Genomic DNA, 25,819 nt, shown 5'->3' on the forward strand with positions numbered 1-25,819 from the left:
CGCCGGTCGGTGCCTCGGTCTCCGTGAGCCGTGAGCCGTGAGTCGTGGCCGCCGCCGCGCGCTGCACGACCCCGGGGCGCCCGGTCGTCCACATCCCGGCCGCGGGGCGACCGTGCACGGAAGTTTGGCGTGCCGAACCCCGCCGACGCGACGATTCGTCAGAATGGGGGCATGGCGACGCCCGAGAACCCCGTGGGGGACGAGACCTCCGAGGCCGGGGGCCGTCGTCCGACCCCTCCACGCGCGACCTGCGCAGGTGGCGCGGCCACCTCGCCGACGAACGCGCCGAGGCGGCCGTGTACCGCGACCTCGCCAGCCGTCGCAGCGGGGAGGAGCGCGAGATCCTGCTGGCGCTCGCGGACGCCGAGAAGCGTCACGAGGACCACTGGCTCCAGCTCCTGGGGAACGACGTCGGCTACCCGCGCCGCGGCGACCTCCGCACGCGGGTCCTGGGCTGGTTGGCCCGCCGGTTCGGCGGGGTGTTCGTCCTCGCGCTCGCCCAGCGCGCCGAGTCCCGGTCCGGGTACGAGGACGACGGCGACGCGACACCGGCGATGGTCGCGGACGAGCGCATCCACGAGGAGGTCGTGCGAGGTCTCGCCGCTCGTGGGCGCAACCGGCTCTCGGGGACGTTCCGCGCGGCGGTGTTCGGCGCGAACGACGGGCTCGTGTCGAACCTCGCGCTGATCCTCGGCATCGGCGCGTCCGGCGCGTCGGCGTCCGCGGTACTGCTCACCGGCATCGCCGGGCTGCTCGCCGGCGCGCTCTCGATGGCCGCCGGCGAGTTCGTCTCCGTCCGCTCGCAGACCGAGCTGCTGCACGCCTCGAGCCCGAGCCCCGAGGCCTCGGCGTCGTTGCCCGACCTCGACGTCGACGCCAACGAGCTCGCCCTCGTCTACCGGGCGCGGGGCATGGCGCCGGTCGAGGCGGAGCGCCACGCGGCCACGGTGCTGCGGACCTACTCGGCGAAGACCGAGATCGCGCCGAGGATGACCGACGAGGACATCGAGACCCACGGGACCGCCTGGGGTGCGGCGATCTCGAGCTTCTTCTTCTTCGCGTCCGGTGCGCTCATCCCGGTGCTGCCGTACCTGTTCGGCGCCGAGGGACTGACGGCGGTCGTCGCCTCGGCCGCCCTCGTGGGCGTCGCGCTGCTGGGGACCGGCGCGGTCGTCGGTCTGCTGTCCGGCACCGCACCGCTCACGCGGGCGCTGCGCCAGCTCGCGATCGGGTGGGGCGCCGCCGCCGTCACCTACGCCCTCGGGCTGGTGTTCGGGGCGACCCTCGCCTGACGCCTGACGCCTGACGCCTGACGCCTGACGCCTGACGCCTGACGCTTGACGCCTGACGCGCGCGGTTCGACGCCGCTCGTCAGCCGATCCGGACCTCGGCGACGAGCGGCCGGTGGTCCGAGACCCCCGTCCGCGGGGCGCGACCGGCGCGGCCCGCCGTGATCGGGCCGTCCGCGAGCAGGTGGTCGATCTGCGCTCGCGGTCGCGTCACCGGGTAGGTCGGCGCCTCGGCCAGGCTGCGCCAGCCGGTGATCCGCTCCGGAGACCCCGGGCGCAGGTTGAGGTCACCCGCGAGCACGAGCGGGCGCGGGAACCGGGCCGCCCAGGCGTGGATCACGTGGAGCTGGTCGGTGTTGCGCGGGCTCCGCACCGACAGGTGCGTCGCGACCACGGTGACCGGGCCGTCGTCCGACGCGACGACGGCGGCGACGGCAGCCCGGGGCTCCTCGCCGACCACGCGCAGACCCGGCGGACGGCGCGTGCGACGCAGGCGCGGCAACCGGAGCCCGGGCATGTGCAGCTCGTGCCACTCCGACACGGGGAGCCTGCTGACGATCGCGATGCCGTAGGCGCTCTCGTGCCCCGTGAGCGACCGGTAGCGGACGGTCGGGACGAAACGGTGCGCGACGGCGCCCGTCGCCCTCGCGGCGATCAGCGTGAGGTCGGCCCCGGCGGACCGACGACGCCCGACCTCGACCTCCTGGAGCGCGAGGACGTCGGCGTCGAGAGCGGCGACGGCGTCCTCGAACCGCGCGAGCGACGCGTCCGTCGTCCGGGTCGCGCCGAGCGCGTCGGGGGAGGCGTCGTCGGACGCTCGGCCGTGCTGCACGTTGAACGTCGCGATCCGCATCGCCCCACCCTCTACCGCGGTCGCCCGGGTTGCACGGCGTGGCAGGCGGGCAAGGGCGTCACGCGCCGGCGAGCCGGACCGGGGCGAGCGCAGCCGAGCGGCGAGCAGCGCACTCCGCGCCTACCGTCGACGGATGGCGGAGGACAGAGTTTCGGACCGGCCCTCGGGCACGCACGGACGGGTGGCGCCGGGACCCGGCCAGGAGTCGGTCTGGGACTACCCGCGGCCGCCTCGGGTCGAGCCGTCGACGGAGCACGTCGTGGTGACCTTCGCCGGGGTCGTGATCGCCGACACGCGCCGCGCGCTGCGGGTGCTGGAGACGAGCCACCCGCCCACGTACTACCTGCCGAGGGACGACTTCGTCACCGGCGTGCTCGTGGCCGCCGACGGGACGAGCCACTGCGAGTTCAAGGGTTCGGCGGCCTACCTCGACGTCGTGGTGCCTGACGGTGCTGAGGGCGCTGACGGTGAGGAGGCGCACGGCTCAGGATCGGGGGCTCGAACGGCGAGACGCGTGCGGCGAGAGCCGCGTGGACCTACCCCCGTCCGTCATCGGGGTTCGAGGGCCTCGTCGGGCACGTCGCCGTGTACCCCGGTCGCATGGACGAGTGCACGGTGGACGGCGAGCGGGTCGACGCCCAGGAGGGCGACTTCTACGGCGGCTGGGTCACGTCGCGGGTGGTGGGCCCGTTCAAGGGTGCGCCCGGGACACGCGGCTGGTGAGGACGCCCCCTACCCGGCGCTCGTCCAGCTGACGACCGCGTCCACGAGGTCGTCGGGGGTCGCGGCGACGTCGAGCCGTGTCCCGTCCTCGTCGGCGTCCAGCGGGTCGAGAGCCGCCAGCTGCGACGCGAGCAGCGTGGCGGGCATGAAGTGGTCGGTGCGGGCGGAGATGCGCGACTCGAGGAGCTCGACCGACCCGTCCAGGTGCACGAACCGCACCCGGCCGCGCGCCTCGCGCAGCACGTCCCGGTAGCGCCGGCGCAGCGCCGAACAGGTGATGACGGAGGGCCGGCCGGCGTCGGTCTGCGCGCTCATCCAGTCGCGGAGCTCGGCGAGCCACGGTGCGCGGTCGGCGTCGTCGAGCGGCACGCCGGCGCGCATCTTCTCGACGTTGGCGGGCGGGTGGAAGTCGTCGGCCTCCGCGTACCGGCGGCCGGTGCGCCCGGCGAGCAGAGCGGCCACGGTGGTCTTCCCGGAGCCGGCGACGCCCATGACCACGAGGTGGGTGACCGGCTCGGCGGCCGACCCCTCCGTCGCGGGCGCCGAGTCGCCGACGGGCGGGCGAGGGTCTCCGGCGGCGGTGTTCACGGGTCATTGGTAGCACGGGACGGTGCCTCCGGGTCCACCCGACGACAACTGGCGGCAACCGGTTGTCGGGCGCCGCGCCGTCGTCCGACACTCGTGCCATGTCGACGAAGACTCCTGCACTCAGGCTGCACCCGGACCGGCTGCTGCCCGCCGACCCGGCGCTGCGCACCATGGCGCGTCACATCTACGACTCGGTCCGCGACCTGCCGATCGTCTCGCCCCACGGTCACGTCGACCCGCGCACGATCCTGGACGACGAGCCCTTCGGCGATCCCACAGCACTGTTCGTCACGCCGGACCACTACGTGACCCGGCTCCTGCACGCGTCCGGCGTGCCGCTCGACGAGCTCGGTGTCGCCCAGGGGCCGCTCGACGAGGCATCGGCGCGTCGAGCATGGCACCACCTGTGCAGCCGGTGGGACGTGTTCCGCGGGACACCGGTGCGGTATTGGCTCGAGAGTGAGCTCGCCGAGATCTTCGACGTGGCGGTGCGCCCGAGCGCACCGACGTCGGACCTGATCTACGACCAGGTGCAGGCTCGGCTCGCGCAGCCGCAGTTCCGGCCCAGGGCGCTCTTCCAGCGGTTCGGGATCGAGGTCCTCGCCACGACCGACGACCCGGTGGACGACCTCGCCGTCCACGCGAAGATCGGCGCCGACGACTCGTTCCCGGGACGCGTCGTCCCCACGTTTCGCCCCGACCGGCATCTCGAGGTCGCTGCGCCGGGGTGGGTCGCCGCCGTCGACGCGCTCGAGGCATCGTCCGGCGTCGGCACCGGGACCTACCGCGGCTGGGTGGCGGCGATGGAGGACCGCCGGGAGTACTTCCGCGCCCACGGCGCGGTGTCCACCGACCACTCCCACGTGGACGTCGGCTCCGAGCCCCTGGGTGGGGGTGACGCCGAGCGGATCTACGCCGCCGCGCGTGCGGGGACCGTGACCGCCGCGGAGGGGTTGCTCTGCGCCGCCACATGTTCCTCGAGATGGCCCGCATGGCCACGGACGACGGCCTGACCATGACCGTCCACCCAGGCGTGCGACGCAACCACCACGTACCCACGCTCGAGCGGTTCGGTCCCGACTCCGGCCACGACCTGCCGCTGCGCGGCGACTTCGTCGACCCGTTGCGGCCGCTGCTCGAGAGGTTCGGGACGCACCCCAACCTCACCCTGGTCCTGTTCACGCTGGACGAGACGGTGTTCTCCCGCGAGCTCGCCCCGCTCGCGGGCTTCTACCCCTCCGTCTACGTGGGTCAGCCCTGGTGGTTCCTCGACGCGCCGGACGCCGTCCGGCGCTGGCGCGAGGCGATCACCGACACGGTCGGCTTCACCCGCACGTCGGGGTTCATCGACGACACCCGCGCGTTCTGCTCGATCCCGGCGCGCCACGACATGTCGCGCCGCCTCGACGCCGGTCACCTGGCGAGGCTCGTAGCCGAGCATCGTCTCGAGCTCGACGAGGTGCTCGAGGTCGCGGCGGACCTCGTGGTCGGCCGTCCCCGGGAGGTGTTCGGGCTGTGAGCGCCGTCCGGACCCCGGCCGTCGGGCGCGGGGCGCCCGGGCCTTTCCCGTCCGTTGCCCCGGTCCCCGGCTTGCGTCGGACGGCGCCTCCCGCCCCCGTGCGGCACGTCCACCTCGGCCTGGGCAGCTTCTTCCGTGCCCACCAGGCGTGGTTCACGCACCGGGCGGACGACGGTGACCAGTGGGGGATCGCGGCATTCAGCGGCCGCAGCGCCGACCTCGCCCGACGGCTCGACGCCCAGGACGGTCTCTACACGCTGGCCACCCGAGAGCCGGGCGGTGAGACCTACGAGGTCATCGGCTCCCTGGTCGCCGCGCACGCCGCGGCCGACGGATCCGCCTGGCTCGCGTACCTGGCCGACCCGACGGTCGTCGTGCTGACGACGACCGTGACCGAGGCGGGCTATCTGCGCGGCGGCGACGGCGGGCTCGATCGTGGCCGTCCGGACGTGGCTGCCGATCTCGCCGCACTGCGGGACGAGCGCCTCCAGGACGTGACGACCGTCCCCGGCCGGCTCGTCGCCGGCCTGGTGGCCCGCTGCCGTGCCGACGCAGGGCCCCTCGCCGTGGTCCCGTGCGACAACCTCCCGGGAAACGGTGCCGCCGTCCGCCGCGTGGTGCTCGACCTGGCCGTCGAGGTCTCCGCGGACCTCGCCACGTGGATCACCGAGCAGGTCTCGTTCGTCACGACGATGGTCGACCGCATCACCCCGGAGCCGACGGCGGAGGACGTCGCGCGCGTCGCCGCAGGGACCGGGCTCGACGACCCGACCGCCGTGGTCACCGAGCCCTTCGCGGAGTGGGTGCTCTGCGGGAGCTTCCCTGGGGGACGACCCGCCTGGGAGTCGGCAGGAGCCACCTTCACCGACGACGTCGCGCGCTACGAGGCGCGCAAGCTGGGGCTGCTCAACGGGGCGCACTCGCTCCTCGCCTATCTGGGCTCGTTGCGCGGCCACGCGGAGGTCGCCGAGGCCGTCGCGGACCCGCTGGTCCGCGCGACGGTCGACCGCTGGTGGGACGAGGCGTCGTCCTACCTGGACTTCCCGGCGGACGAGATCGCCGGTTACCGTGCCGCCCTGATCGCCCGGTTCGCGAACCAGGCGATCCACCATCGCCTGGAGCAGATCGGCGCCGACGGGTCCCAGAAGCTCCCGGTCCGGATCGTCCCCACGCTGCGGCGGGAGCTCGCCGCCGGGCGCGCGGCTCCCGGCGCGACCACGGCGCTCGCGGCGTGGATCGCGAGCCTGCGCACCGGGGGCGTGGCCCTGCGGGACGCGCGCTCTGACGAGGTGGCCGCGCTCGCACTCGAGCCTCTCGCCACGGCGGTGCAAGGCCTGCTCCGGCTCCTGGACCCGCCGCTCGCCGGCGACGAGCGGCTCGTCGCGGCCGTGGTGCGGCGGGTGCAGGACCTGGCCTGAGACGCTACCGAGCGGGCCCGGTCGAGCGGCGCACCACGAGCCGCGCCGGCAGCAGCGCCGGCCGGTGGACGACGGGCCGGCGGGTCCCGACCTGCTCGAGCAGCAGCCCGACCGCGTGCGCGCCCGTGGCCCGCAAGGGTGCGGCGACCGTGGTCAGCGGCGGTGAGCAGAAGTCTGCGCCGAAGATGTCGTCGAAGCCGACGACGCTGCGGTCGCCCGGTACGTCCGTCCCGCGCGCCGCGAGCTCCTGGCACAGGCCGATCGCCAGGAGGTCGTTGTAGGCGACGACCGCCGTCGACGGCGTGGCGAGCACCGCCTGGGCGGCGGAGCGGCCACCGTCGAGCGTCGGTGCCTGCGGTGCTGTCCGGCGCACGCGCAGGCCGAGCTCCTGGCCGGCCTCGTGCAGCGTCCGCCAGCGCACGCCGTCGACCCAGGACGCCTCCGGGCCCGCGACGTAGGTGATCGATCGGTGCCCGAGTCCGACGAGATGCTCGACCGCGGCGCGCGTCCCCCGACGGTTGTCGGTGACGACGCTCGTCACGTCGGTCATGACCCGGTTCAGCACGACCGTGGGCCGCTGCTTCGCGGCGACCCGGATCGAGGAGTCCGACATGCGCGAGGTCGCGAGCACGAGCCCCTCGACCAGCGGCAGCGTGCGGTCGAGCGCGAGCCGCTCGCTCTCGGCCGACTCCTGCACGTCGGCGACGAGCATCGTGTAGCCCTTCTCCGCCGCGGCCGCCTCGGCGCCACGGATGATCTCGAAGAAGAACGGGTTGGTGACGTCGGCGACGACCAGGGCGAGCAGCGACGTCCGACCCGTGTGCAGGGCGCGGGCCATCGGGTTCGTGCGGTACCCGATCTCCTCGGCGATGCGCCGGACCCGGGCCGCCGTCTCGGCGTTGACCCGGCCGGGACGGGAGAACGCGCGGGACACCGTCGAGGTCGCTACGCCGGCTGCCTTCGCGACGTCGTAGATCGTCGGCGGCGACGGGGGCGCGGGTTCGCTCGTCGCCGCCGCAGCGTCCTCCTCGGGGCGGGTCGGCGGCGTCGTCACGTGGGCCACGGTACTGCGACGGCAAACGATGGCAACCGTTTGTCATCGGGTTGTCGTCGGGTGCTCAATGGATGCAGACGCCGACGAGGACGTCGGAGACGAACCGAAGGAGATCAACGATGCTTCGCCCTCTGGACACCGCCACCCGCGAGCGCAAGTCGCTCACAGGGCTCTGGGACTTCCGCCTCGACGGCACCGGGGCCGGCCACGACGCCCGCTGGTTCGCGGCGCCGCTCGAGACCACCACGACGATGCCCGTCCCCGCCTCGTACAACGACGTCCTGCCGGACGCCGAGGTGCGCAACCACGTCGGTGACGCCTGGTACCAGACCATGGTGCGCGTCCCGCGCGGCTGGGACGGTCAGCGCGTCGTGCTGCGCTTCGACTCGGCCACCCACCGCGCGGTCGTGTGGGTCGGCGAGACCGAGGTCGTGCGCCACGAGGGCGGATACACCCCGTTCGAGGTCGACGTGACGGCCCTCGTGACCGCGGGCGAAGAGGTCCGGGTCACGGCGGCGGTGAACAACGAGCTGACGTTCCAGTCGATCCCTCCGGGCATCGTCAAGGACACCCCGCAGGGTCGAAGGCAGCAGTACTTCCACGACTTCTTCAACTATGCCGGGATCCATCGCTCCGTGTGGCTCTACACGACCCCGACGAACCACGTCAGCGACGTGACGGTCGCGACCGACGTCGACCACCGCGGCGCCGGCGGGACGGGTGCCGGCACGGTCCGGTACTCGGTCGAGACGGCGGGCGACGAGGGTGCGACAGACACCGACGTGCAGGTCACGCTCCGGGACGCCGCCGGGGCGACGGTCGCCACGGGAGCCGGGGCCGAGGGAGCGCTGACGGTCACGGACCCCCACCTGTGGGCGCCGGGCGACGGCTACCTGTACGAGCTCGACGTCGAGCTCGTGGGAGCCGACGGGCAGGTCGTCGACTCCTACCTGCAGACCGTCGGCATCCGGACCGTCGAGGTGCGGGGCGCCGAGTTCCTCATCAACGACGAGCCCTTCTACTTCACAGGCTTCGGCAAGCACGAGGACTCCGCGATCCGTGGCAAGGCGCACGACGACGTCCTGCTCGTCCACGACTTCGCCCTCCTCGACTGGATCGGCGCCAACTCGTTCCGCACCTCGCACTACCCCTACGCGGACGAGGTCTACGACTACGCCGACCGTCAGGGCATCGTCGTCATCGACGAGGTCGCGGCCGTGGGGCAGAACATGGGTGTGATGAGCGGCCTGCTCGGCGCGGACCCTGTCGAGACCTTCACCCCGGACACCGTGAACGACGAGTCGCGTGAGGTGCACGCCGCCGCGATCGCCGAGCTGATCGCCCGCGACAAGAACCACCCGTCGGTCGTCCTGTGGTCGATCGCGAACGAGCCCGAGTCGAACACCGAGGCCTCGCGCAAGTACTTCGAGCCGCTCTTCGCCCTCGCGAAGCAGCTCGACACGACCCGCCCGGTCGGGTTCGTCAATGTCATGCTCTCCCCGTTCGGCACGTGCCAGCTCGCCGACCTGACCGACGTCATCATGCTCAACCGCTACTACGGCTGGTACGTCGACACCGGTGACCTCCGGACCGCGGAAACGCACTGGCTCGCCGAGCTCCAGGGCTGGGCGACGCTCGACAAGCCCATCGTCATCACCGAGTACGGCGCAGACACCTACCCCGGACTGCACTCGATGACGGCCGAGCCCTGGAGCGAGGAGTTCCAGTCGGCGTACCTCGACATGAACCATCGGGTCTTCGACCAGGTGCCCCAGGTCGTCGGCGAGCAGGTCTGGAACTTCGCGGACTTCCAGACCTCGGTGGGGGTGTTCCGCGTCGACGGCAACAAGAAGGGCGCCTTCACGCGCGACCGCCGGCCCAAGGCCGCCGCCCACCGCCTGCGCGAGCGCTGGACCGTGATCCGGGGCCAGGGCGTCACGAAGGCCTGACGTGACCGCGGGTGCGTCGTCCGACGCCGTGGCGATGCACCCGCCGGCCGTGATGCCGGGACGACCGACCCGCGCGACCCCGAGCTGGACCCCAGAACCGACGACCCCACGATGACCGACCTCGACCCACCGCGACGACGCGGAGATGAGGAATTCACCATGACCAGCAACGTTGCTGTTCCCCCGCAGACGGGTGCGAGCCCCGCCGCCCCCGCCGCCGCCCCCAGGCTCAAGAAGCGCCAGCTGTTCGGCTACGCGTCGGGCGACGCCGCCAACAACCTCGCGTTCTCGATGACCTCGATGTTCCTGCTGCTCTACTACACGGACGTCGTCGGCATCAGCGCCGCGGCCGTCGGGACGCTCTTCCTCGTGATGCGCATCATCGACGCGTTCACCGACGTGTGGGCCGGCTCGGTGGTCGACAGGACCATGACCCGGTGGGGCAAGTTCCGCCCGTTCTTCCTCTGGGGCGCGCTGCCGCTGCTGCTGCTGAGCGTCGCGACCTTCACGGTCCCGGGTGGACTGGGCGACACGGGAAGCCTCGTCTATGCGTACGTCACCTACGGCCTGCTCGGGCTCGCGTACACGTTCGTGAACATCCCGTACGGCTCGCTGGCCTCGGCCATCACGCAGGACTCGAAGGAGCGCGCGAAGCTCGCGACGTGGCGAACCCTCGGGACGGGCGTCACGATCCTCATGCTCTCGCTCGTCGTGGCACCGCAGATCAACGATGCCGAGAACCTGCAGCGGGCGCTCACCACGATCACCGCGGCATTCGTCGTCGTCGGCTTCGCGCTCTACATGTTCCTGTTCAGCACGGCCAAGGAGAACGTGGTCCGCGACGTCGCGCACGTGCCGTTCCGGCAGTCGATCAAGAACCTCAAGGGCAACCGTCCCCTCTACATGCTGTGCGGCAGCGCGGTGAGCTTCCTGACCGGCATGATCGCCCTCCAGGGACTGCAGGCCTACTACGCCCGGGACGTCATGGGCGACGCGAACTACTACATCGTCCTGTCGCTGCTCTCGATCGGGATGATGTTCGTCGTCGCCCCGCTCGTCCCTCGCCTGGTCGGTCGGTTCGGAAAGCGTGGCGTCTACGTCGGCGGTGGTTCGCTCTCGGTCCTCGGCGGTCTCGTCATCGCCTTCTCGCCGGCCTCCGCCACGGCGCTGATCTTCGCCGGCTTCGTCGTCTACGGCGCGGGCCTCATGGTCGTCAACACCGTGATGTGGGCGCTCGAGGCCGACACGGTGGAGTACGGCGAATGGAAGAACGGGGTGCGCACCGAGGGCACGACGTACGCGGTCTTCTCGTTCACGCGCAAGGTCGGGCAGGCGTTCGGCGGCGCGGTCGCCGCGTTCGGACTCACGTACGTCGGCTACGTCTCGGGCGCCGACTCGCAGACCGCCGAGACCATCGACGGGATCCAGCGCATCGCGGGCCTCCTGCCGGCGGTCTGCGTCGCGATCGGCGTCCTGATCATGCTCCGCTACCCCCTCACGGACGCGCGCTTCAAGGAGATCACGGCCGAGATCGCCGCCCGACGGGAGGCCCGCGCTGCCGAGGCGGTGCAGGGCGACACCACCGACTGACCGATCCACCCTGCGTGGTGCCGGGACCGCCTCCGTGCGGGCCCGGTACCCCCACCGACCGGAGAGAAGTGCCATGAAGATCACCGCCGCCGACGTCATCGTCACGAGTCCCGACCGCAACTTCGTCACCCTGAGGATCACGACCGACGAGGGCCTCACCGGCCTCGGGGACGCGACCCTCAACGGGCGCGAGCTCGCGGTCGTGGCGTACCTGCGGGAGCACGTCGTCCCGCTGCTGATCGGCAGCGACGCCTCGCGGATCGAGGACACGTGGCAGTTCCTCTACAGGAGCGCGTACTGGCGTCGTGGTCCGGTGACGATGACGGCAAGCGCCGCGGTCGACATGGCGCTCTGGGACATCAAGGGCAAGGCCGCGGGCATGCCGGTGTACCAGCTGCTCGGGGGCGCGAGCCGTGACGGCCTCATGGCCTACGGGCACGCCTCGGGCAAGACGACGGACGAGCTCTTCGACTCGATCCGTGAGCACCTGGACGCGGGGTACCGGTCGATCCGGGTGCAGACGGGCGTGCCGGGGCTGAAGGCGATCTACGGGATCGCCTCGCAGGCGGCCGCGGCCGGTGGGGGCGAGGCCCGCTACGACCACGAGCCGGCGCGCCGGGGTGCCCGGCCGACCGAAGAGGACTGGGACACGCGGGCGTATCTCAAGCACCTGCCGGGCGTCTTCGAGGCGGTGCGGAACGAGTTCGGCCCGGACCTGCCGCTGCTGCACGACGGGCACCACCGCATGACCCCGATCCAGGCGGCGAAGCTGGGCAAGTCGCTCGAGCCGTACGACCTGTTCTGGCTCGAGGACTGCACGCCGGCCGAGAACCAGGAGGCCCTGCGGCTGGTGCGTCAGCACACGACGACGCCGCTGGCGATCGGCGAGATCTTCAACACCGTGTGGGACTTCAAGGACCTGATCCGCGACCAGCTCATCGACTACGTCCGCGGTGCGGTGACCCACATGGGCGGTATCACGCCGCTGCGCAAGACCCTCGACTATGCGGCGCAGTATCAGATCAAGTCCGGGATGCACGGCCCGACCGACGTGTCCCCGGTCGGGATGGCGGCAGCGATGCACCTCGGGCTGGCGATCCACAACTTCGGCATCCAGGAGTACATGCCGCACGGCGCGCGCACGAACGAGGTGTTCGAGCAGAGCTTCTCGTGGTCGGGCGGGTACCTGCACCCGGGAGAGAAGCCCGGGCTGGGTGTCGAGCTGAACGCCGACGCGGCCGGTCGCTATCCCTACGAGCAGGCGTACCTGCCGTACAACCGGCTCGCGGACGGGACCGTCCACGACTGGTGACGTCCTGACGCGCGGCCGGGTGCGCCGTCCGACACCGAGTGCGGCGCTGCCGACGCGCCCGCGGCACAGGCCGCGAACTAGGCTCGGACCTCGTGCCCCGCATCCCCACCGGCGTCCTCGTCGACACGACACCGCTGCGCGTCTCGCCGACGTACCGTCGTCTCTGGTGGGGGCTCGGTGTCGCCAACTTCGGTACGCAGCTCACGGTCGTCGCGGTGGGGCTGCAGGTCTACGCGATCACGGGCTCGACGCTCGCGGTCGGGGTGCTCGGGATCTGCGCGCTCGTCCCGCTCGTCCTGCTCGGCCTCTACGGCGGTGCGCTCGTGGACGCGTACGACAGGCGGAGGGTCGCCCTGCTCTCGGCCCTCGTCCTCTGGGCGGCGACCGCGGGCATCGCCCTCCAGGCGTGGCTCGCGCTCGACACCGTCGGGCTCCTCTACGGGCTGGTCGCGGTCCAGTCCGCCGCGTCGGCCGTCCACAACCCCGCCCGCTCGGCGATCATCCCCAGGCTGCTCGACAAGACGCTCGTCCCCGCCGCCAACGCCCTCGGCACGCTCGCCTGGAGCGTCGCCCTGACCGTCGGGCCGCTCGCCGGCGCCGCGCTCGTCGCAGTCTGGGGGTACGCCGAGGCGTACACGGTCGACGTCCTGCTCTTCACCGTCGCGCTGTGGGCCGTCTGGCGGCTGCCACCCATCCCGCCCGAGCCCGACCCGCTCGCCCAGGCGGAGCGGCCTACCGAAGCCGGTGGACCGTCGTCGGGCGCCCCCGGCGTGCCCACCCACGGTGCCGGACGGCGCCCCCGCGGCCGGGTGGTCGGGCTCGCCTCCGTCCTCGACGGGCTGCGCTACCTCGCGACCCGCCCGAACGTGCGTACCACGTTCGTCGTCGACCTGGCGGCGATGGTCCTGGCGATGCCGCGGGTCGTCTTCCCCGCGGTCGGGGTGCTCTACCTCGGCGGGGGAGAGGTCACGACCGGCATCCTCACGGCGGGCATCGCGACGGGCGGGATCCTGGCCGGGCTGTTCAGCGGGGCGCTGACCCGCGTCCGGTGGCAGGGGCAGGTGATCGTCTGGGCGATCACGGCTTGGGGCCTCAGCGTCGCGGCGTTCGGCGGCACCCTGGTGACCGTCGGCTCCACGTCGCCGGAGCAGGTGCTGACCGTCGCGCTGGTCGTGGCGTTCCTGGCCCTCGCCGGAGCCGGGGCGGCCGACGCGATCAGCTCGGTGTTCCGGCAGACGATCCTGCAGACCGCGACCCCGGACGCGATGCGCGGGCGGCTCCAAGGGATCTTCATCGTCGTCGTGGCCGGCGGGCCGCGCCTCGGCGACCTCGTCGTCGGTGCCGACGCCGGGCTCGTGGGCGAGGGCTGGGCCGCGGTGATCGGCGGCCTGCTCTGCGTCGCGGTGGTGTGGTTCGTCGTCCGGCGGCAACCACGGTTCTGGGCCTACGACGCCCGGGACCCCCAGCCCTGACCCGGACCGTGAGAGCGCGCCGGAAAGATCGGAGGGCATTTGTGAGCACCCCCACTTAAATTTACGGCAACGGCCCACCCCTCGCCGGGCACCTTCCGATATGCGCCGATACTGTGCAGTCGTACAGGGGACCGTCGGCGCTCCCCGCGGAGATCGTGTGAGGAGTCGTCCGGTGAGCAGTCAAACAGGATCGTCCGGGGCCATCGCGGACCCGAAGCTGAACCGCAAGGTCATCGCCATCAGCGTCGGTGCGGCGCTCGGTGGCTTCCTCTTCGGGTTCGACTCCTCGGTGATCAACGGTGCCGTCGAGTCCATCCAGGGCGAGTTCGAGCTCAGCGACGCGTTCACCGGATTCGCCGTCGCGTCGGCCCTCCTCGGTTGCGCGGTCGGTGCCTGGTTCGCCGGCTCGATCGCCAACAGGTACGGCCGCATCCGCGTCATGGTGATCTCGGCGATCCTCTTCCTCATCTCCGCGATCGGCTCCGGCTTCGCGTTCGAGGTCTGGGACCTCATCCTCTGGCGCGTCGTCGGCGGCCTGGCCATCGGTGCCGCGTCGGTGATCGCTCCCGCCTACATCGCGGAGGTCGCGCCGTCGAAGTTCCGCGGTCGCCTGGGCTCGCTCCAGCAGATGGCCATCGTGCTCGGCATCTTCACCGCGCTGCTCAGCGACCAGCTCTTCGCGGAGGGTGCGGGCGGCGCGTCCAACGACCTGTGGTTCGGCCTCGAGGCCTGGCGGTGGATGTTCCTCGCGGGCGCCGTCCCCAGCGTGGTCTACGGCCTGGTGGCGATGACGCTCCCCGAGTCCCCGCGCTACCTCGTCGGCAAGAACCGCGACGAGGAGGCCGCGCAGGTGCTGCGCGACTACTCGGGCGAGGCCGACGTCGACCACAAGATCGCCGACATCCACACGTCGCTCGGCAAGGACGAGAAGCGCACCCTCGGCGACCTCAAGGGCAGCACGTTCGGTCTCAAGCCGATCGTCTGGACCGGGATCCTGCTCTCCGTCTTCCAGCAGTTCGTCGGCATCAACGTGATCTTCTACTACTCGACGTCGCTCTGGCAGTCGGTCGGCTTCGACGAGTCGCAGGCGTTCCTCACCTCGACGATCACGTCCGTCACCAACATCGTCGTCACGATCGTCGCCATCCTGCTCGTCGACCGCATCGGTCGCCGACTGCTGCTCCTCATCGGTTCCACGGGCATGTTCCTCACCCTCGGTCTCATGGCGGTCGCCTTCTCGACCGCGACGATCGACGGCAACGGTGACGCCCAGCTCTCCGACGCGTGGGGGACCGCCGCGCTCATCGGCGCGAACGGGTTCGTCGTCTTCTTCGGCGCGACCTGGGGCCCCGTGGTCTGGGTCCTGCTGGGCGAGATGTTCCCGAACCGGATCCGCGCGACGGCGCTCGCGGTCGCGGCGGCCGCACAGTGGGTCGCGAACTGGGCCATCACGATGACGTTCCCCGTGTTCGCGGACATCGGCCTGACCTTCGCCTACGGCTTCTACACGGCGATGGCGCTGCTCTCGCTGATCTTCGTGTTCTTCCGAGTGCCCGAGACCAAGGGCATGGAGCTCGAGGACATGCACGACGACGTCCAGGTCAAGCGGGGCAAGTTCGTCGCCTCGACCGTCGGCGGGGCGAGCATCCCCGACGACCAGCTCCGCGACGAGTAGGCCCGTCCGGCACCACCGCCACAGACGCGCAGAGCCCGGCAGCGCACGTCGCTGCCGGGCTCCTGCGCGTCGGTGCTGCGCCCTTCACGCCGAACCCGTGGTCGTGCGTGGCCGAACCGGTGAGTGTGCTGGGCCGAACCGGTGGTCGTGCGTGATCCGAGCCCCGGGATCGAACACAACCACCGGTTCGGCATCTGTAGCGGTCGTGCATTGGCGGAGGCCCGGGGCTAGGGACGCGGCACGTTGCGCAGGTTCGACCGCGCCATCGACACCGCCTCGCCCATGCCCCCGCCGAGCACCTCCTTGGTCAGCGCCGCCGCGAAGCCGCGGACCTGGCCGGCGGTGATGTTGGGCGGGATCGACAGGGCACGCGGGTCGGTGACCACGTCGACGAGGGCTGGGCCTGGCTGGGCCAGCGCCTCCTCGAGCGCCCGCCGCACGTCCGCGGGGTCGGTGACTCGTCGTGACGGGATCCCGAGCGCGGCGGCGACGGCCGCGTAGTCGACGTCGGGCGAGTCGGTGCCGAACGACGGCAGGCCGTCCACGAGCATCTCGAGCCGCACCATACCGAGCGTCGCGTTGTTGAACAGCACGACGGTCACGGGCAGGTCGTAGTGCCTGGCGGTGATGAGCTCGCCCATCAGCATCGACAGCCCGCCGTCGCCGGCGAGCGCGACCACCTGCCGATCGGAGCCTGCGGCGCGCGCCGCGAACGCCGCGCCGTTCGCGTGCGGCAGCGCGTTCGCCATCGACCCGTGCAGGAACGACCCGATGACGCGCCGCCGCCCGTTCGGGGACAGGTAGCGCGCCGCCCACACGTTGCACATGCCGGTGTCGACGGTGAACACCGCGTCGTCGCCCGCGACCTGGTCGAGCTGGTCGGCGACGAACTCGGGGTGGATCGCGGTCTCGTGCTCGACGTCGCGGGTGTACGCGCCGACGACCCCGCCGAGGGCCTTCTCGTGCTTCTTGCGCATGTGGTCCACGAACTTCGTGCTGCGCGCAGCCTCGACCTGCGGGGTGAGCAGGCGCAGGGTCTCGCCGACGTCCCCGACGACCGCGAGGTCGAGCCGGGTCCGGCGGCCCATGCGCGCGGGCTCGATGTCCACCTGGGCGGTGCGGACGTCGTCCGGCAGGAACTGGTCGTACGGGAAGTCCGTCCCGAGCAGGAGGAGCAGGTCGGCGTCGTGGATCGCGTCGTCGCAGGCGCCGTACCCGAGCAGGCCGCTCATGCCGACGTCGAACGGGTTGTCGTACTGGATCCACTCCTTGCCGCGCAGCGAGTGGCCGACCGGGGCGCCGATCTTCTCGGCCAAGGCCAGCACCTCGTCGCGGGCGTGCCGGACGCCGGCCCCCGCGAAGATCGTGACCTTGCCTGCGGCGTCGATCGCGCGGGCGAGGTCGCGCACGGCGTCCGCGTCGGGGACGAGCCGCGCGGGGCGCGGCGGGTACGCGACGTCCGGGACGGCGTCCGGCGCGTCGAGGTCGGCGACGTCGCCCGGCAGGGTGAGGACGGCGACGCCGGGGCCGGCGACGGCGTGGTGGATCGCCGAGTTGATGACCCGGGGCCTGCGCGGCCGACGAGATCATCTCGGAGTACACGGAGCACTCGACGAAGAGCCGGTCCGGGTGCGTCTCCTGGAAGAACTCCGTACCGATCTGCGCGCTCGGGATGTGGCTCGCGATGGCGAGGACGGGCACGCGGGAGCGGTTCGCGTCGTACAGGCCGTTGATCAGGTGCAGGTTGCCGGGGCCGCACGAGCCCGCGCACACCGCGAGGTTCCCGGTGACCTCGGCCTCCGCGGCGGCCATGAACGCGGCGGCCTCCTCGTGGCGCACGTGGACCCATTCGATGCCGGTGCCGTCCTCGTTGGAGCGGCGGATCGCGTCGACGACCGGGTTCAGGCTGTCGCCGACGATGCCGAAGACGTGCTTGACCCCCGCCGCGACGAGCTGGGCGACGAGCAGGTCCGCGACGGTGCGGTCCTTCTGGTCCTGGGGGAGCGGTTGATGCCGAAGGGCACGAGACCTCCTGGGTTGTCGGACGGGCTGTCGGACGGATCGTCGGCGGGTTGTCGGACGTGCGGCGGACCCGGCTGCGGCCCGGGCCGTCGTGACCCGTGTGCGGGCGCTGCCTCCACGATCACCCGCTCAGCGCTTCGACGCGACACCACCGCCCTCCCGCAGGGCGCGTGCGTGCGCAGCGGATCGATCGGTCAGGCGTCCTCGGCGACGACGTCGACCGCACGGTCGCGCCTGAGGCTGCGGATCGAGAGGGCGGAGACGACCACGGCGAGCGCGCCGCCGGCCATGACGACGTGGTAACCGCCCGCCGCGCCGACGGTCTCGACCCGCATCCCCGCCAGGGACGCGCCGATCGAGACCCCGACGCCCAGCGCGGTCCCGACCCACGCGAGCCCCTCGGTGAGCTGGGAGGGCGCGACGAGCCGCTGCACGAGCGCGTTGCCGTTGATCAGGGTGGGGGCGATCGCGAACCCGGCGACGAACATCACGGCCGCCAGCACCGGGACGGAGTGCGCCAGGGAGAAGAGCGCGGTGCCGAGGGCGAGGGCGACCATGCCGATCACGAACCGCTGCCACAGCGGCGACACCCAGTGCCGCGCCCCGTACGCCAGCCCGGAGACCAACGAGCCGCACGCGAACACCGCGAGCAGGACGCCCGAGATCCCGGGCATCCCGTGCTCGTCGGCGAACGCGACGGTGGCGACGTCCGTCGCGCCGAAGATGACCCCCATCGCGACGAAGACGATCACGAGGGCGAGCATGCCGGGGGTGCGCATCGCGGTGGGCACCCGTGCGGCGGTCGCGGAGACGGCGCCGTCCGTCCCGCGGTCACCGGTCCCGGCGGTGACCGCCACGGGCGGTTCGGTGGCGCGCTGGGAGACGAACCAGAGACCCCCGACGAACGCCCCGACCAGGGACACGACCAGGCCGGCGGACGGCGTCACGCTCGTCGCGAGGATCGTCACGGCGGCGGGCCCGACCACGAAGACGACCTCGTCGAGCGCGGACTCCAGCGAGTAGGCCGTGTGGAGCTTGCGTGGGTCGGGCAGCGCGTACGACCAGCGGGCGCGGACCATCGAGCCGAAGGAGCCGGCGGAACCTCCCGCGAGGGCCGCGAAGACGTAGAGCAGCCACTCGGGGCCGCGGGCATTACCGATCAGGATGAGGCCGGACAGGGAGACCGCCGCCACGAGGATCAGGGGCAGCATGACGCGCCGCTGGCCCTTGCGGTCGACGAGCCGGGCCAGCGGCGGCGAGCAGATCGCCTGCGCGAGGATCAGCGCCGCGGAGACGCGCCCCGCGAGGGCGTACGAGTCGTAGAAGCGCTCGACCATGAGCACGGTCCCGATGCCGAGCATCGCCATGGGCATCCGTGCGAGGAGCGCTGCCGCCGAGAACTTCGCGGCGCCGGGGGTGCGCAGGACCTCGGCGTAGGGGTTGCGACGGGTGCGTCGCGGGGAGATTCCTGTACCACCGTCCCAGTCTGGCACCTGGTCCGGGCCACGGCGCCCGATCTGCGCCCGATCCAGTGTGACGAGCGTGGCATCGGGCCGCCCGGGCTCGGGCGGGCCGCCCGTGCTTGACTGAGCCATGGCGCAACGCATGGAGTACGAGGTCGTCCGCGAGTGGGCGGCCAGCCGCTATGAGGCCAGGACCCCGGACGGGACGGTGGTCGGCATCGCGGAGTACGTGCTGGCTGAGGGGACGATCGAGCTCCCGCACACCGTCGTCCCGACCGAGTTCGAGGGGCAGGGCATCGCCTCGGCCCTCGCCCGGGCAGCCCTGCGCGACGCGCGGGACGGCGAGCTCAAGGTGATCCCGACGTGCTGGTTCATCGACTCGTACATCGAGCGTCACCCCGAGTACTGGGACCTCGTCTCCCGCGGCTAGCCGCGCACGACCCGCCGCGGGAGACGCACGGCCGACCGCGGGCGACGCGCAGCTCGCGCGGGCCTGCGCAGCCGGTCAGCCGCCGAGCGCCGCCGACACCACGTCCTTCGCCTCGGCCTGCACCGTCTTCAGGTGGTCGGCGGAGACGAACGACTCGCCGTAGATCTTGTAGACGTTCTCGGTGCCGGACGGCCGGGCCGCGAACCACGCGTTCTCCGTCGTCACCTTGAGCCCGCCGATCTTCGCGCCGTTGCCGGGCGCCTCGGTGAGCTTGGCGGTGATCTCCTCGCCCGCGAGCGACGTCGCGGTGACCTGCTCGGGCGAGAGCTTGGCGAGCGTCGCCTTCTCGTCGAGGGTCGCGGGGGCGTCGACGCGGGCGTACCAGGACTCGCCGAACTCGGAGACGAGCTCCGCGTGGTGCTTCGAGGGGGACTTCCCGGTGGTCGCGATGATCTCCGACGCCAGCAGCGCGAGGAGGATCCCGTCCTTGTCGGTGGTCCACACGCGACCGTCCTTGCGCAGGAACGAGGCGCCCGCGGACTCCTCGCCGCCGAACCCGACGGAGGCGTCGAGCAGGCCGGGGACGAACCACTTGAAGCCCACCGGCACCTCGACGACCTCGCGCCCGAGCGACGCGCCGACGCGGCTGATCAGGCTCGAGGAGACGAGGGTCTTGCCGATCGCGGCGGCGTCCGGCCAGCCGGGGCGCGCACCCGAGTAGAGGTACCTGATCGCCACGGCGAGGAAGTGGTTGGGGTTCATCAGGCCGGCGTCGGGCGTCACGATGCCGTGCCGGTCGGAGTCCGCGTCGTTGCCGGTCGCGACGTCGAAGACGTCGGACGTGCCCTCACCCGTCATCTTCTCGACGAGCGACGCCATCGCGTACGGCGACGAGCAGTCCATGCGGATCTTGGCGTCCCAGTCGAGCGTCATGAACGCCCAGCGGGGGTCGACCTGCGGGTTGACGACCGTCAGGTCGAGGTCGTACCGCTCGGCGATCGCGCCCCAGTACTCGACGGAAGCGCCACCGAGGGGGTCGGCGCCGATCCGCACGCCCGACGACCGGATCGCGTCGAGGTCGAGCACGCTCGCGAGGTCGTCGACGTACGAGCTCATGAAGTCGTGACGGTGCGTCGTGTCGGCAGCGAGGGCTTCGTCGAGCGACACGCGCTTCACCTGCCCGACGCCGGAGCGCAGGATCTCGTTCGCGCGGTCCGCGATCCATCCGGTCGCCTCGGAGCCGGCCGGGCCGCCGTGCGGCGGGTTGTACTTGAACCCGCCGTCGCGCGGCGGGTTGTGGGACGGGGTGACCACGATCCCGTCCGCCAGGCCGGGGCCGGAGGTGCGGACGCCGTCGGACGACGTGGCGCCGTTGTGCAGGAGGATCGCCTGGGAGACGGCGGGGGTCGGGGTGTAGCTGTCGCGGGCGTCGATCATCACGGTCACGCCCGACGCCGCGAGGACCTCGAGGGCGCTCTGCCACGCCGGGAGCGAGAGCGCGTGGGTGTCGCGCCCGATGTACAGGGGCCCGTCGGTGCCCTGCCCGCGGCGGTACTCGACGATCGCCTGCGTCGTCGCGACGATGTGGTCCTCGTTGAAGGCGTGGTCGAGGCTCGCGCCGCGGTGGCCCGAGGTGCCGAACACGACCTTCTGCGCGGGGTCGTCGACGTCGGGGTGCAGGTCGTAGTAGGCGCCCACCACGGCGTCCACGTCGATGAGGTCTTCTTCACGGGCGAGGGTTCCGGCGCGGGGGTCCATAGGACGATCCTGCCACCGCCCGCCGACGTCTGCGTGGCGGGCGAGCGTCGCGGATAGACTCGCGCGCATGGCCAAGAACTCCACGCCCGACTTCGTGCTGCGCCCCTTCGAGGGGATCCCCGGTGAGACCGATCTGGTCGCGATGCGCGAGGTGGTCCCCGCAGCGACCGCCCCCGCCCGCACGACCGAGGAGTACGGCTCCCGCGAGGTGCTCTTCGTGACGGTCCTGCCCGAGGGCTGGTCCGCGCTGCACCGCACGGACGGCGTCGTGCTCGTCGCCCTCCAGACGCTCGCCGGCTCCGGTGACGCGAGCCGCGACCTCGCGGACGTGCTGCTCGAGGCCCTCGACACCGAGCCGGGGACGTCGGTCCAGGCGAACGGGCTCCCGGGCGCCGGCCCGCGGCTGCAGGACGTGCTGGACCTGAGCGTCCCGTTCGTCGCCACGGTCCACGAGGACTTCGGCTTCTGGCTCGACCCCTCGACCGAGAAGGACGCCGAGATGGCGGCCGCGCTCGAGGAGTCGTCGGAGTCGATCATCCCGACCGTCAAGCTCGACGGCGTCGAGTCGGCGTACTGGTGCTCGATGAGCCGCGAGTTCCTCCGCTGGGCCTTCCCGTACGACGAGGACGTGCTGATCGACGCGATCGCCCGCCTGCACGCGAAGCGCGACTCCGGACTCGGCACGGGCAAGTTCATCGGCGCGTTCCGGTCGTCCGGGATCCTCGTGCCCGTGTGGGAATTCCCGCGCGGCACCCAGGCCGACGAGCTCGAGGAGCCCGCCGTCGCCTTCCGGAAGAAGCTGGACGAGGTCCTCGCGATCGACGAGCCGCTCGACGCGAACGGCCGTCGCGCGCGTGCCGGGATCGTCGCCCGTCAGGTCACGCTGCGCTGACCTCGTGCCGGGAGCCGCACTGCGGCTCCCGGTGCTCGCCCGGTGCTCGGCGCCCTCACGTCAGTGGTCCCTGACGTCGGGGATCCCGAGCGGATCCTGGGAACCGCGCAAAGGTTCCGAGGAGACCAGGTGGGCAGCGTGGAGAGGTTGTTCTCGACACGTCCAAGATGATTCGCGTACGTGTTCTTTGCACTAGGGTGAGACTTGTGAATCCGGAACCCTCGCCCGCAGCGCCGCAGGGGTCCGACGGCCACGGGCTCGGTGGTGGCTATCTCACCGCGAGCGTCCCCGATCCCGTCGCCAAGACCCCGCGCCCCGCGCGACCCGCACGCGGTCGTGCGCACGCCCACCAACGCGTCGCCGTCGTCATCCCCGCGAAGGACGAGTCGGGCCGTATCGCGGCCACCGTCCGCGCCGCCCGAGCGATCCCGTTCGTCGACATGGTGCTCGTCGTCGACGACGGGAGCTCCGACGACACGCAGGACGTCGCGCGGGAGGCAGGCGCGGTCGTGGTGCGCCACTCGCACAACCGCGGCAAGGCCGCCGCCATGGAGACCGGGGCCGCCGTCGTCGCCATGCGTGACGCCGCCGACCGCGCGCCCAGGCTGCTCCTGTTCATCGACGGTGACCTCGGCGAGAGCGCCGTGAACACCGCGCCGCTGGTGTCGCCCGTCGTCGACGGGATCGCTGACGTCGCCATCGCGCTCCTGCCGCCGCAGCCCGGCGCGGGAGGTCGCGGGATCGTGGTCGGCGCCGCGCGTCGTGCGATCCACCGCATGGGGGTTGGGCCCCGACCCAGCCGCTGTCCGGGATGCGCTGCCTGACTCGGGAGGCCTTCGAGGCCGCCACGCCGCTGGCCCACGGCTGGGGCGTGGAGACCGGGATGACGATCGACCTGCTCCGCGCCGGCTACGTGGTCGTCGAGGTCCCCTGCGACCTGCGGCACCGTGCCTCCGGCACCGACCTCAAGGGGCAGATGCACCGCGCCGCCCAGTACCGGGACGTCCAGATCGCCGTCGCCGCGCGCCGCGCGCGGTCCCTCGTCGGTGGCGGACGCCGGACCAAGGGCTGACCCTCCCGGCTACCGGTCCCGCTCTTCCTCGCTCTCGGCGGGTGTTGCCTCCGCGCGCCCGCTCTCGGCGGGTGCGGTCGTGTCTGCCGATGCCGATGCCGAGGCACTGCCCTGCGCGGCCGTCCCGGCCGTCGCCGCCGCCCGCAGGGCCGCCATCGTCAGTACAGGCACCGCGGGGATCAGCGCGATCATCGCGATGCGGACGCCGAAGTCGTTCACGAACGAGCCCGCCACGGCCATGACCCAGATCGCCAGAACCGCGGGGCGCAGCAGCGGCCACTCGTCCTCGGTCCGGGTGAACCAGCGCGGCGTGAAGCGGCGTGGGGCGAACAGGAGCAGCGCGGCGAGGACCAGGACGACGAGGGTCAGCCACACGGGAACGCCCCCGAGGACGGACCGGAGCGCGTAGCCGGCCTTGCGCAGCAGCGTGTCCCAGGCCTCGCCGTCGATGACCTGCGCCACGAACCGTCCGAGGTGGGAGCGCTCCGCGGGCGGCCGGAGCCAGTCGAGCACGCCGACCGCCGCGACCGCCAGGACTCCTGCGGTCCCGACGACGAAGAACCGCCGGAACGTGAGCCTCGCGCCCGAGGCCGCGAGGACGAGCACCGCGAACGTGGGTGCGAGCACCAGGCCACCGCCGAGGTCGGCCCCGTAGGTCGGGCCGACGTCCACGAGCATCGCGACGACGCCGATCACCGCGACGACGAGGGCCGCCGTCCGACGCCTCTGCCGGGCGACGAGCCACTGGGCGAGCGCCGCGGCGACGACGACGGCCGCGACGGCGTAGACGGAGAACGTCGGGTTGCCGAAGCCGTAGAAGCGCGCACCGAACGTCGGTGCGGAGCCGAGAGGGCTCGCCCGGTTGAGCGGCGTGCCGATCACCCCGTCGATCGTGAGGACCACGAAGGTCAGGCCGGTGACGATCGCGGGCGCGGCCCACACCGGCCGCCGTGGTGCCAGGGCGCCGAGCCCGGCGACCGCGGCGGTCATCCCCACGGTCGAGGCGGCCAGGGCCCAGCCCGGGGCGTCGAACCGCCACCAGGACGTCAGGGAGACGAGGAACGCGGCTGCGGAGAGCGAGGTCAGGACGAGGGCCGCTGCCTCGGCCAGCCGTCTCCCGCGCGACCGGAGCCGCTCGGACGACCGACCCCACGGACCCCACCGGCCGAGCGCGAGGCACAGCCCGGCGAGCGCGAGCCCGGCGTACAGGGGCACGTCGACGAACCAGATGTACGCGCCGCGCCGCACGTGGTCGAGGGCGGTGAGGTCGGTGAGCTCGTCCGCGGCCGTGGCAGCGTCCGTGGGGCGGGGGCTGCCGTACGTGAGAGGGGTGTCCTCGATCGTCGACGGGACCTCTGCGCCCACGGCCGAGAGCACGGTGGACGGGACGTCGAGCAGACGGACGACGCCGTCGGTCCGGGTCGACGCGCTCGTGAGGAACCGCGCGCCGTCGGGGTCGACGACACCGGGGCGCACCGCGGTGACGCCGAGCGCCGGTCGCGTCCCGGGAACGTTGGCCACGTCGACCACGAGGACCGTGGTGGAGGCGGGCACCGCGTCGATGACGTCCGCCACGACCTCGTCGACCGCCAGCACGGCGGCGTTCCGGGTGGCCTCCCGCGCCGCGGCCTCGGCCGCCTCCTCCTCGGGGGTCGGGGACTCCTGCTCCTCCGCGGGGTCGGTGTCTGATGCGTCCGCCTGCGCATCTGCCTGTGTACCTGCCTGTGCCCCTGCATCCTCCGGCGCGCCGGTCTGCGTGCCGACCGCGGTCACGTCGCCCGCGTCGATCACCGAGACCGGGCACTCGGCCAGCGCCGCAGCGAGCGCGCCGGCGCCGTCGTCGCGCGCGTCGTCCAGCGGCAGGTAGCGGTCCACGGAACCGTCCGCGCGGGCCAGCGCGATCGCCGCACCGGGGCCGATCGCCGTCGTGCACGCACCGGCGCCATCGAGGGTGTCGCCCAGCAGGCCCAGGTCCGCCTGGTACGTCGACCCGTCCTGCAGGCCGACGAGGTCGTCCCACCCGGAGACCTGGCCGTCCGCGACGGTGACGTCCGGGCAGAGCCACGCGCCGTCGTCCGACCTCGTGTCGGTGACCTCGGCCAGGCCCCCGGCCGAGAGCGCGAGCCAGCCACCCGTGGTGCACCGGGACGCGCTCCCCGTCGGGAGGCTGTCCCCGGCGGTCCCGGCGTCCTCCGCGGTGAGCGACCGGAGGGTGGGTGCGCGGCCGGAGGACACGTCCTCCCAGCGGAGCCCGGCGGTCCCGACGACGACCAGCGGCGACCCGCTCCGGACGACCTCTTCCTCCGGGGAGACCGCCGCCTGGCGGCCCGCCGCCGAGGTGCTGCCGGACGGGATCGCGACGGCGAACATCAGCATCGTGACGAGCAGCCCGCCCCCGATCGTGAGCATCGTGGTGGGTGCTGCGCACGGCGGGCAGGAGCTCGAGCTGTGGGTCGGGTTCCTCGGCCCGCTCGGCACGCTCGGCCTGCGCCCCTGTGCCGGCCGTGCCGGCCGTGCCGGCTGCACCATTGCTGCCGGCCGCGCCGGAGGTCGAAGCCCTGTCGTCGCTGTCGGCCGTGCCCGCCGCGAACGTCGCGACCAGCATCGCGACCGACACCAGCAGCACGACGAGCGCGATGATCACGCCCGAGTCGTTGAGCAGCGAGCCCACAGTGGCGATCGTGACCAGGGAGAGCACGAGCGGGCGCAGCCCCGGCCACGCGTCGTAGGCGGCCTGCAC

The 25,819-nt window shown here is 72.5% G+C and carries 16 protein-coding genes and 4 pseudogenes; 13 read left to right on the plus strand and 7 right to left on the minus strand.

What is annotated here, in order from left to right:
- Nucleotides 1–248: 248 nt before the first annotated feature.
- Nucleotides 249–1,292 carry a VIT1/CCC1 transporter family protein gene (locus QUE47_RS07915; protein WP_286219436.1) on the plus strand — a complete coding sequence of 348 codons (1,044 nt, stop codon included), beginning with the start codon at nt 249–251 and terminating at the stop codon, nt 1,290–1,292.
- Nucleotides 1,293–1,371: 79 nt separating this feature from the next.
- Here QUE47_RS07915 and QUE47_RS07920 read toward each other — a convergent pair whose 3' ends face one another.
- Nucleotides 1,372–2,142, minus strand: coding sequence for an endonuclease/exonuclease/phosphatase family protein (locus tag QUE47_RS07920; RefSeq protein WP_286219311.1), 771 nt, complete (start codon nt 2,140–2,142; stop codon nt 1,372–1,374).
- A gap of 133 nt (nt 2,143–2,275) precedes the next feature.
- On the opposite strand from QUE47_RS07920, the pseudogene QUE47_RS07925 reads away from it, so the two are divergent.
- Nucleotides 2,276–2,865 (plus strand): annotated as a pseudogene (locus tag QUE47_RS07925) (DUF427 domain-containing protein).
- A gap of 9 nt (nt 2,866–2,874) precedes the next feature.
- On the opposite strand, the gene QUE47_RS07930 reads toward QUE47_RS07925, so the two are convergent.
- The gene (locus QUE47_RS07930) at nt 2,875–3,453 is read right to left on the minus strand and encodes a gluconokinase (RefSeq protein WP_350227707.1); all 579 of its coding nucleotides are present in this window, start codon (nt 3,451–3,453) and stop codon (nt 2,875–2,877) included.
- Nucleotides 3,454–3,551: 98 nt separating this feature from the next.
- On the opposite strand from QUE47_RS07930, the pseudogene uxaC reads away from it, so the two are divergent.
- Nucleotides 3,552–4,972, plus strand: a pseudogene (gene uxaC, locus QUE47_RS17180) (glucuronate isomerase).
- 98 nt (nt 4,973–5,070) lie between these two features.
- Complete coding sequence (locus tag QUE47_RS07940) at nt 5,071–6,390, plus strand: mannitol dehydrogenase family protein (RefSeq protein WP_286219312.1); 1,320 nt, start codon at nt 5,071–5,073, stop codon at nt 6,388–6,390.
- Between the two features lie 4 nt (nt 6,391–6,394).
- Here the strand turns inward: QUE47_RS07940 and QUE47_RS07945 are convergent, their stop codons facing one another.
- Entirely contained in the window at nt 6,395–7,444 is a 1,050-nt protein-coding gene (locus QUE47_RS07945; protein ID WP_286219313.1) for a LacI family DNA-binding transcriptional regulator, read from the minus strand.
- Nucleotides 7,445–7,563: 119 nt separating this feature from the next.
- Here QUE47_RS07945 and uidA point away from each other — a divergent pair, with 119 nt between their 5' ends.
- From uidA to QUE47_RS07970, 5 genes are all read left to right on the plus strand, one after another.
- Nucleotides 7,564–9,393 carry a beta-glucuronidase gene (gene uidA, locus QUE47_RS07950; protein WP_286219314.1) on the plus strand — a complete coding sequence of 610 codons (1,830 nt, stop codon included), beginning with the start codon at nt 7,564–7,566 and terminating at the stop codon, nt 9,391–9,393.
- Nucleotides 9,394–9,552: 159 nt separating this feature from the next.
- Entirely contained in the window at nt 9,553–10,983 is a 1,431-nt protein-coding gene (gene uidB / locus QUE47_RS07955; protein ID WP_286219315.1) for a glucuronide transporter, read from the plus strand.
- Between the two features lie 73 nt (nt 10,984–11,056).
- Nucleotides 11,057–12,295, plus strand: a complete 1,239-nt coding sequence (gene manD, locus QUE47_RS07960) for a D-mannonate dehydratase ManD (protein ID WP_286219316.1) — start codon at nt 11,057–11,059, stop codon at nt 12,293–12,295.
- 92 nt (nt 12,296–12,387) lie between these two features.
- Entirely contained in the window at nt 12,388–13,767 is a 1,380-nt protein-coding gene (locus QUE47_RS07965; protein WP_286219317.1) for an MFS transporter, read from the plus strand.
- A 172-nt stretch (nt 13,768–13,939) separates the two neighbouring features.
- Nucleotides 13,940–15,442, plus strand: coding sequence for a sugar porter family MFS transporter (locus QUE47_RS07970; RefSeq protein ID WP_286219318.1), 1,503 nt, complete (start codon nt 13,940–13,942; stop codon nt 15,440–15,442).
- Nucleotides 15,443–15,669: 227 nt separating this feature from the next.
- Here QUE47_RS07970 and QUE47_RS07975 read toward each other — a convergent pair.
- Together QUE47_RS07975 and QUE47_RS07980 are read right to left on the minus strand one after the other, a co-directional pair.
- A pseudogene (locus QUE47_RS07975) lies at nt 15,670–17,410 on the minus strand (pyruvate dehydrogenase).
- Between the two features lie 248 nt (nt 17,411–17,658).
- Nucleotides 17,659–18,957, minus strand: a complete 1,299-nt coding sequence (locus QUE47_RS07980; RefSeq protein ID WP_286219319.1) for an MFS transporter — start codon at nt 18,955–18,957, stop codon at nt 17,659–17,661.
- A gap of 100 nt (nt 18,958–19,057) precedes the next feature.
- Here QUE47_RS07980 and QUE47_RS07985 point away from each other — a divergent pair, with 100 nt between their 5' ends.
- Nucleotides 19,058–19,357: a GNAT family N-acetyltransferase gene (locus tag QUE47_RS07985; RefSeq protein WP_286219320.1), complete on the plus strand. Its 300-nt coding sequence runs from the start codon at nt 19,058–19,060 to the stop codon at nt 19,355–19,357.
- Nucleotides 19,358–19,432: 75 nt separating this feature from the next.
- On the opposite strand, the gene pgm is transcribed toward QUE47_RS07985, so the two are convergent.
- Complete coding sequence (pgm, locus tag QUE47_RS07990) at nt 19,433–21,115, minus strand: phosphoglucomutase (alpha-D-glucose-1,6-bisphosphate-dependent) (protein WP_286219321.1); 1,683 nt, start codon at nt 21,113–21,115, stop codon at nt 19,433–19,435.
- 67 nt (nt 21,116–21,182) lie between these two features.
- On the opposite strand from pgm, the gene QUE47_RS07995 reads away from it, so the two are divergent.
- Together QUE47_RS07995 and QUE47_RS08000 are read left to right on the plus strand one after the other, a co-directional pair.
- Nucleotides 21,183–22,007: a DUF5926 family protein gene (locus QUE47_RS07995; protein WP_286219322.1), complete on the plus strand. Its 825-nt coding sequence runs from the start codon at nt 21,183–21,185 to the stop codon at nt 22,005–22,007.
- Nucleotides 22,008–22,375: 368 nt separating this feature from the next.
- Nucleotides 22,376–23,079, plus strand: a pseudogene (locus QUE47_RS08000) (glycosyltransferase).
- Nucleotides 23,080–23,088: 9 nt separating this feature from the next.
- Here QUE47_RS08000 and QUE47_RS08005 read toward each other — a convergent pair.
- Nucleotides 23,089–25,488, minus strand: coding sequence for a hypothetical protein (locus tag QUE47_RS08005; protein ID WP_286219323.1), 2,400 nt, complete (start codon nt 25,486–25,488; stop codon nt 23,089–23,091).
- 95 nt (nt 25,489–25,583) lie between these two features.
- On the opposite strand from QUE47_RS08005, the gene QUE47_RS08010 reads away from it, so the two are divergent.
- Nucleotides 25,584–25,808 carry a hypothetical protein gene (locus QUE47_RS08010; protein ID WP_286219324.1) on the plus strand — a complete coding sequence of 75 codons (225 nt, stop codon included), beginning with the start codon at nt 25,584–25,586 and terminating at the stop codon, nt 25,806–25,808.
- Nucleotides 25,809–25,819: the final 11 nt, after the last annotated feature.

Source organism: Paraoerskovia sediminicola (assembly GCF_030296575.1).
Taxonomy (GTDB): Bacteria; Actinomycetota; Actinomycetes; order Actinomycetales; family Cellulomonadaceae; genus Paraoerskovia; species Paraoerskovia sediminicola.

Excerpts from the sequence above, each read along its gene's own strand:
- manD (WP_286219316.1), top strand. The coding sequence starts at position 11,057 with ATGAAGATCACCGCCGCCGACGTCATCGTCACGAGTCCCGACCGCAAC.
- QUE47_RS07985 (WP_286219320.1), top strand. The coding sequence starts at position 19,058 with ATGGCGCAACGCATGGAGTACGAGGTCGTCCGCGAGTGGGCGGCCAGC.
- uidA (WP_286219314.1), top strand. The coding sequence starts at position 7,564 with ATGCTTCGCCCTCTGGACACCGCCACCCGCGAGCGCAAGTCGCTCACA.
- QUE47_RS07995 (WP_286219322.1), top strand. The coding sequence starts at position 21,183 with ATGGCCAAGAACTCCACGCCCGACTTCGTGCTGCGCCCCTTCGAGGGG.
- QUE47_RS08005 (WP_286219323.1), bottom strand. The coding sequence starts at position 25,488 with ATGCTCACGATCGGGGGCGGGCTGCTCGTCACGATGCTGATGTTCGCC.
- uidB (WP_286219315.1), top strand. The coding sequence starts at position 9,553 with ATGACCAGCAACGTTGCTGTTCCCCCGCAGACGGGTGCGAGCCCCGCC.
- pgm (WP_286219321.1), bottom strand. The coding sequence starts at position 21,115 with ATGGACCCCCGCGCCGGAACCCTCGCCCGTGAAGAAGACCTCATCGAC.
- QUE47_RS07920 (WP_286219311.1), bottom strand. The coding sequence starts at position 2,142 with ATGCGGATCGCGACGTTCAACGTGCAGCACGGCCGAGCGTCCGACGAC.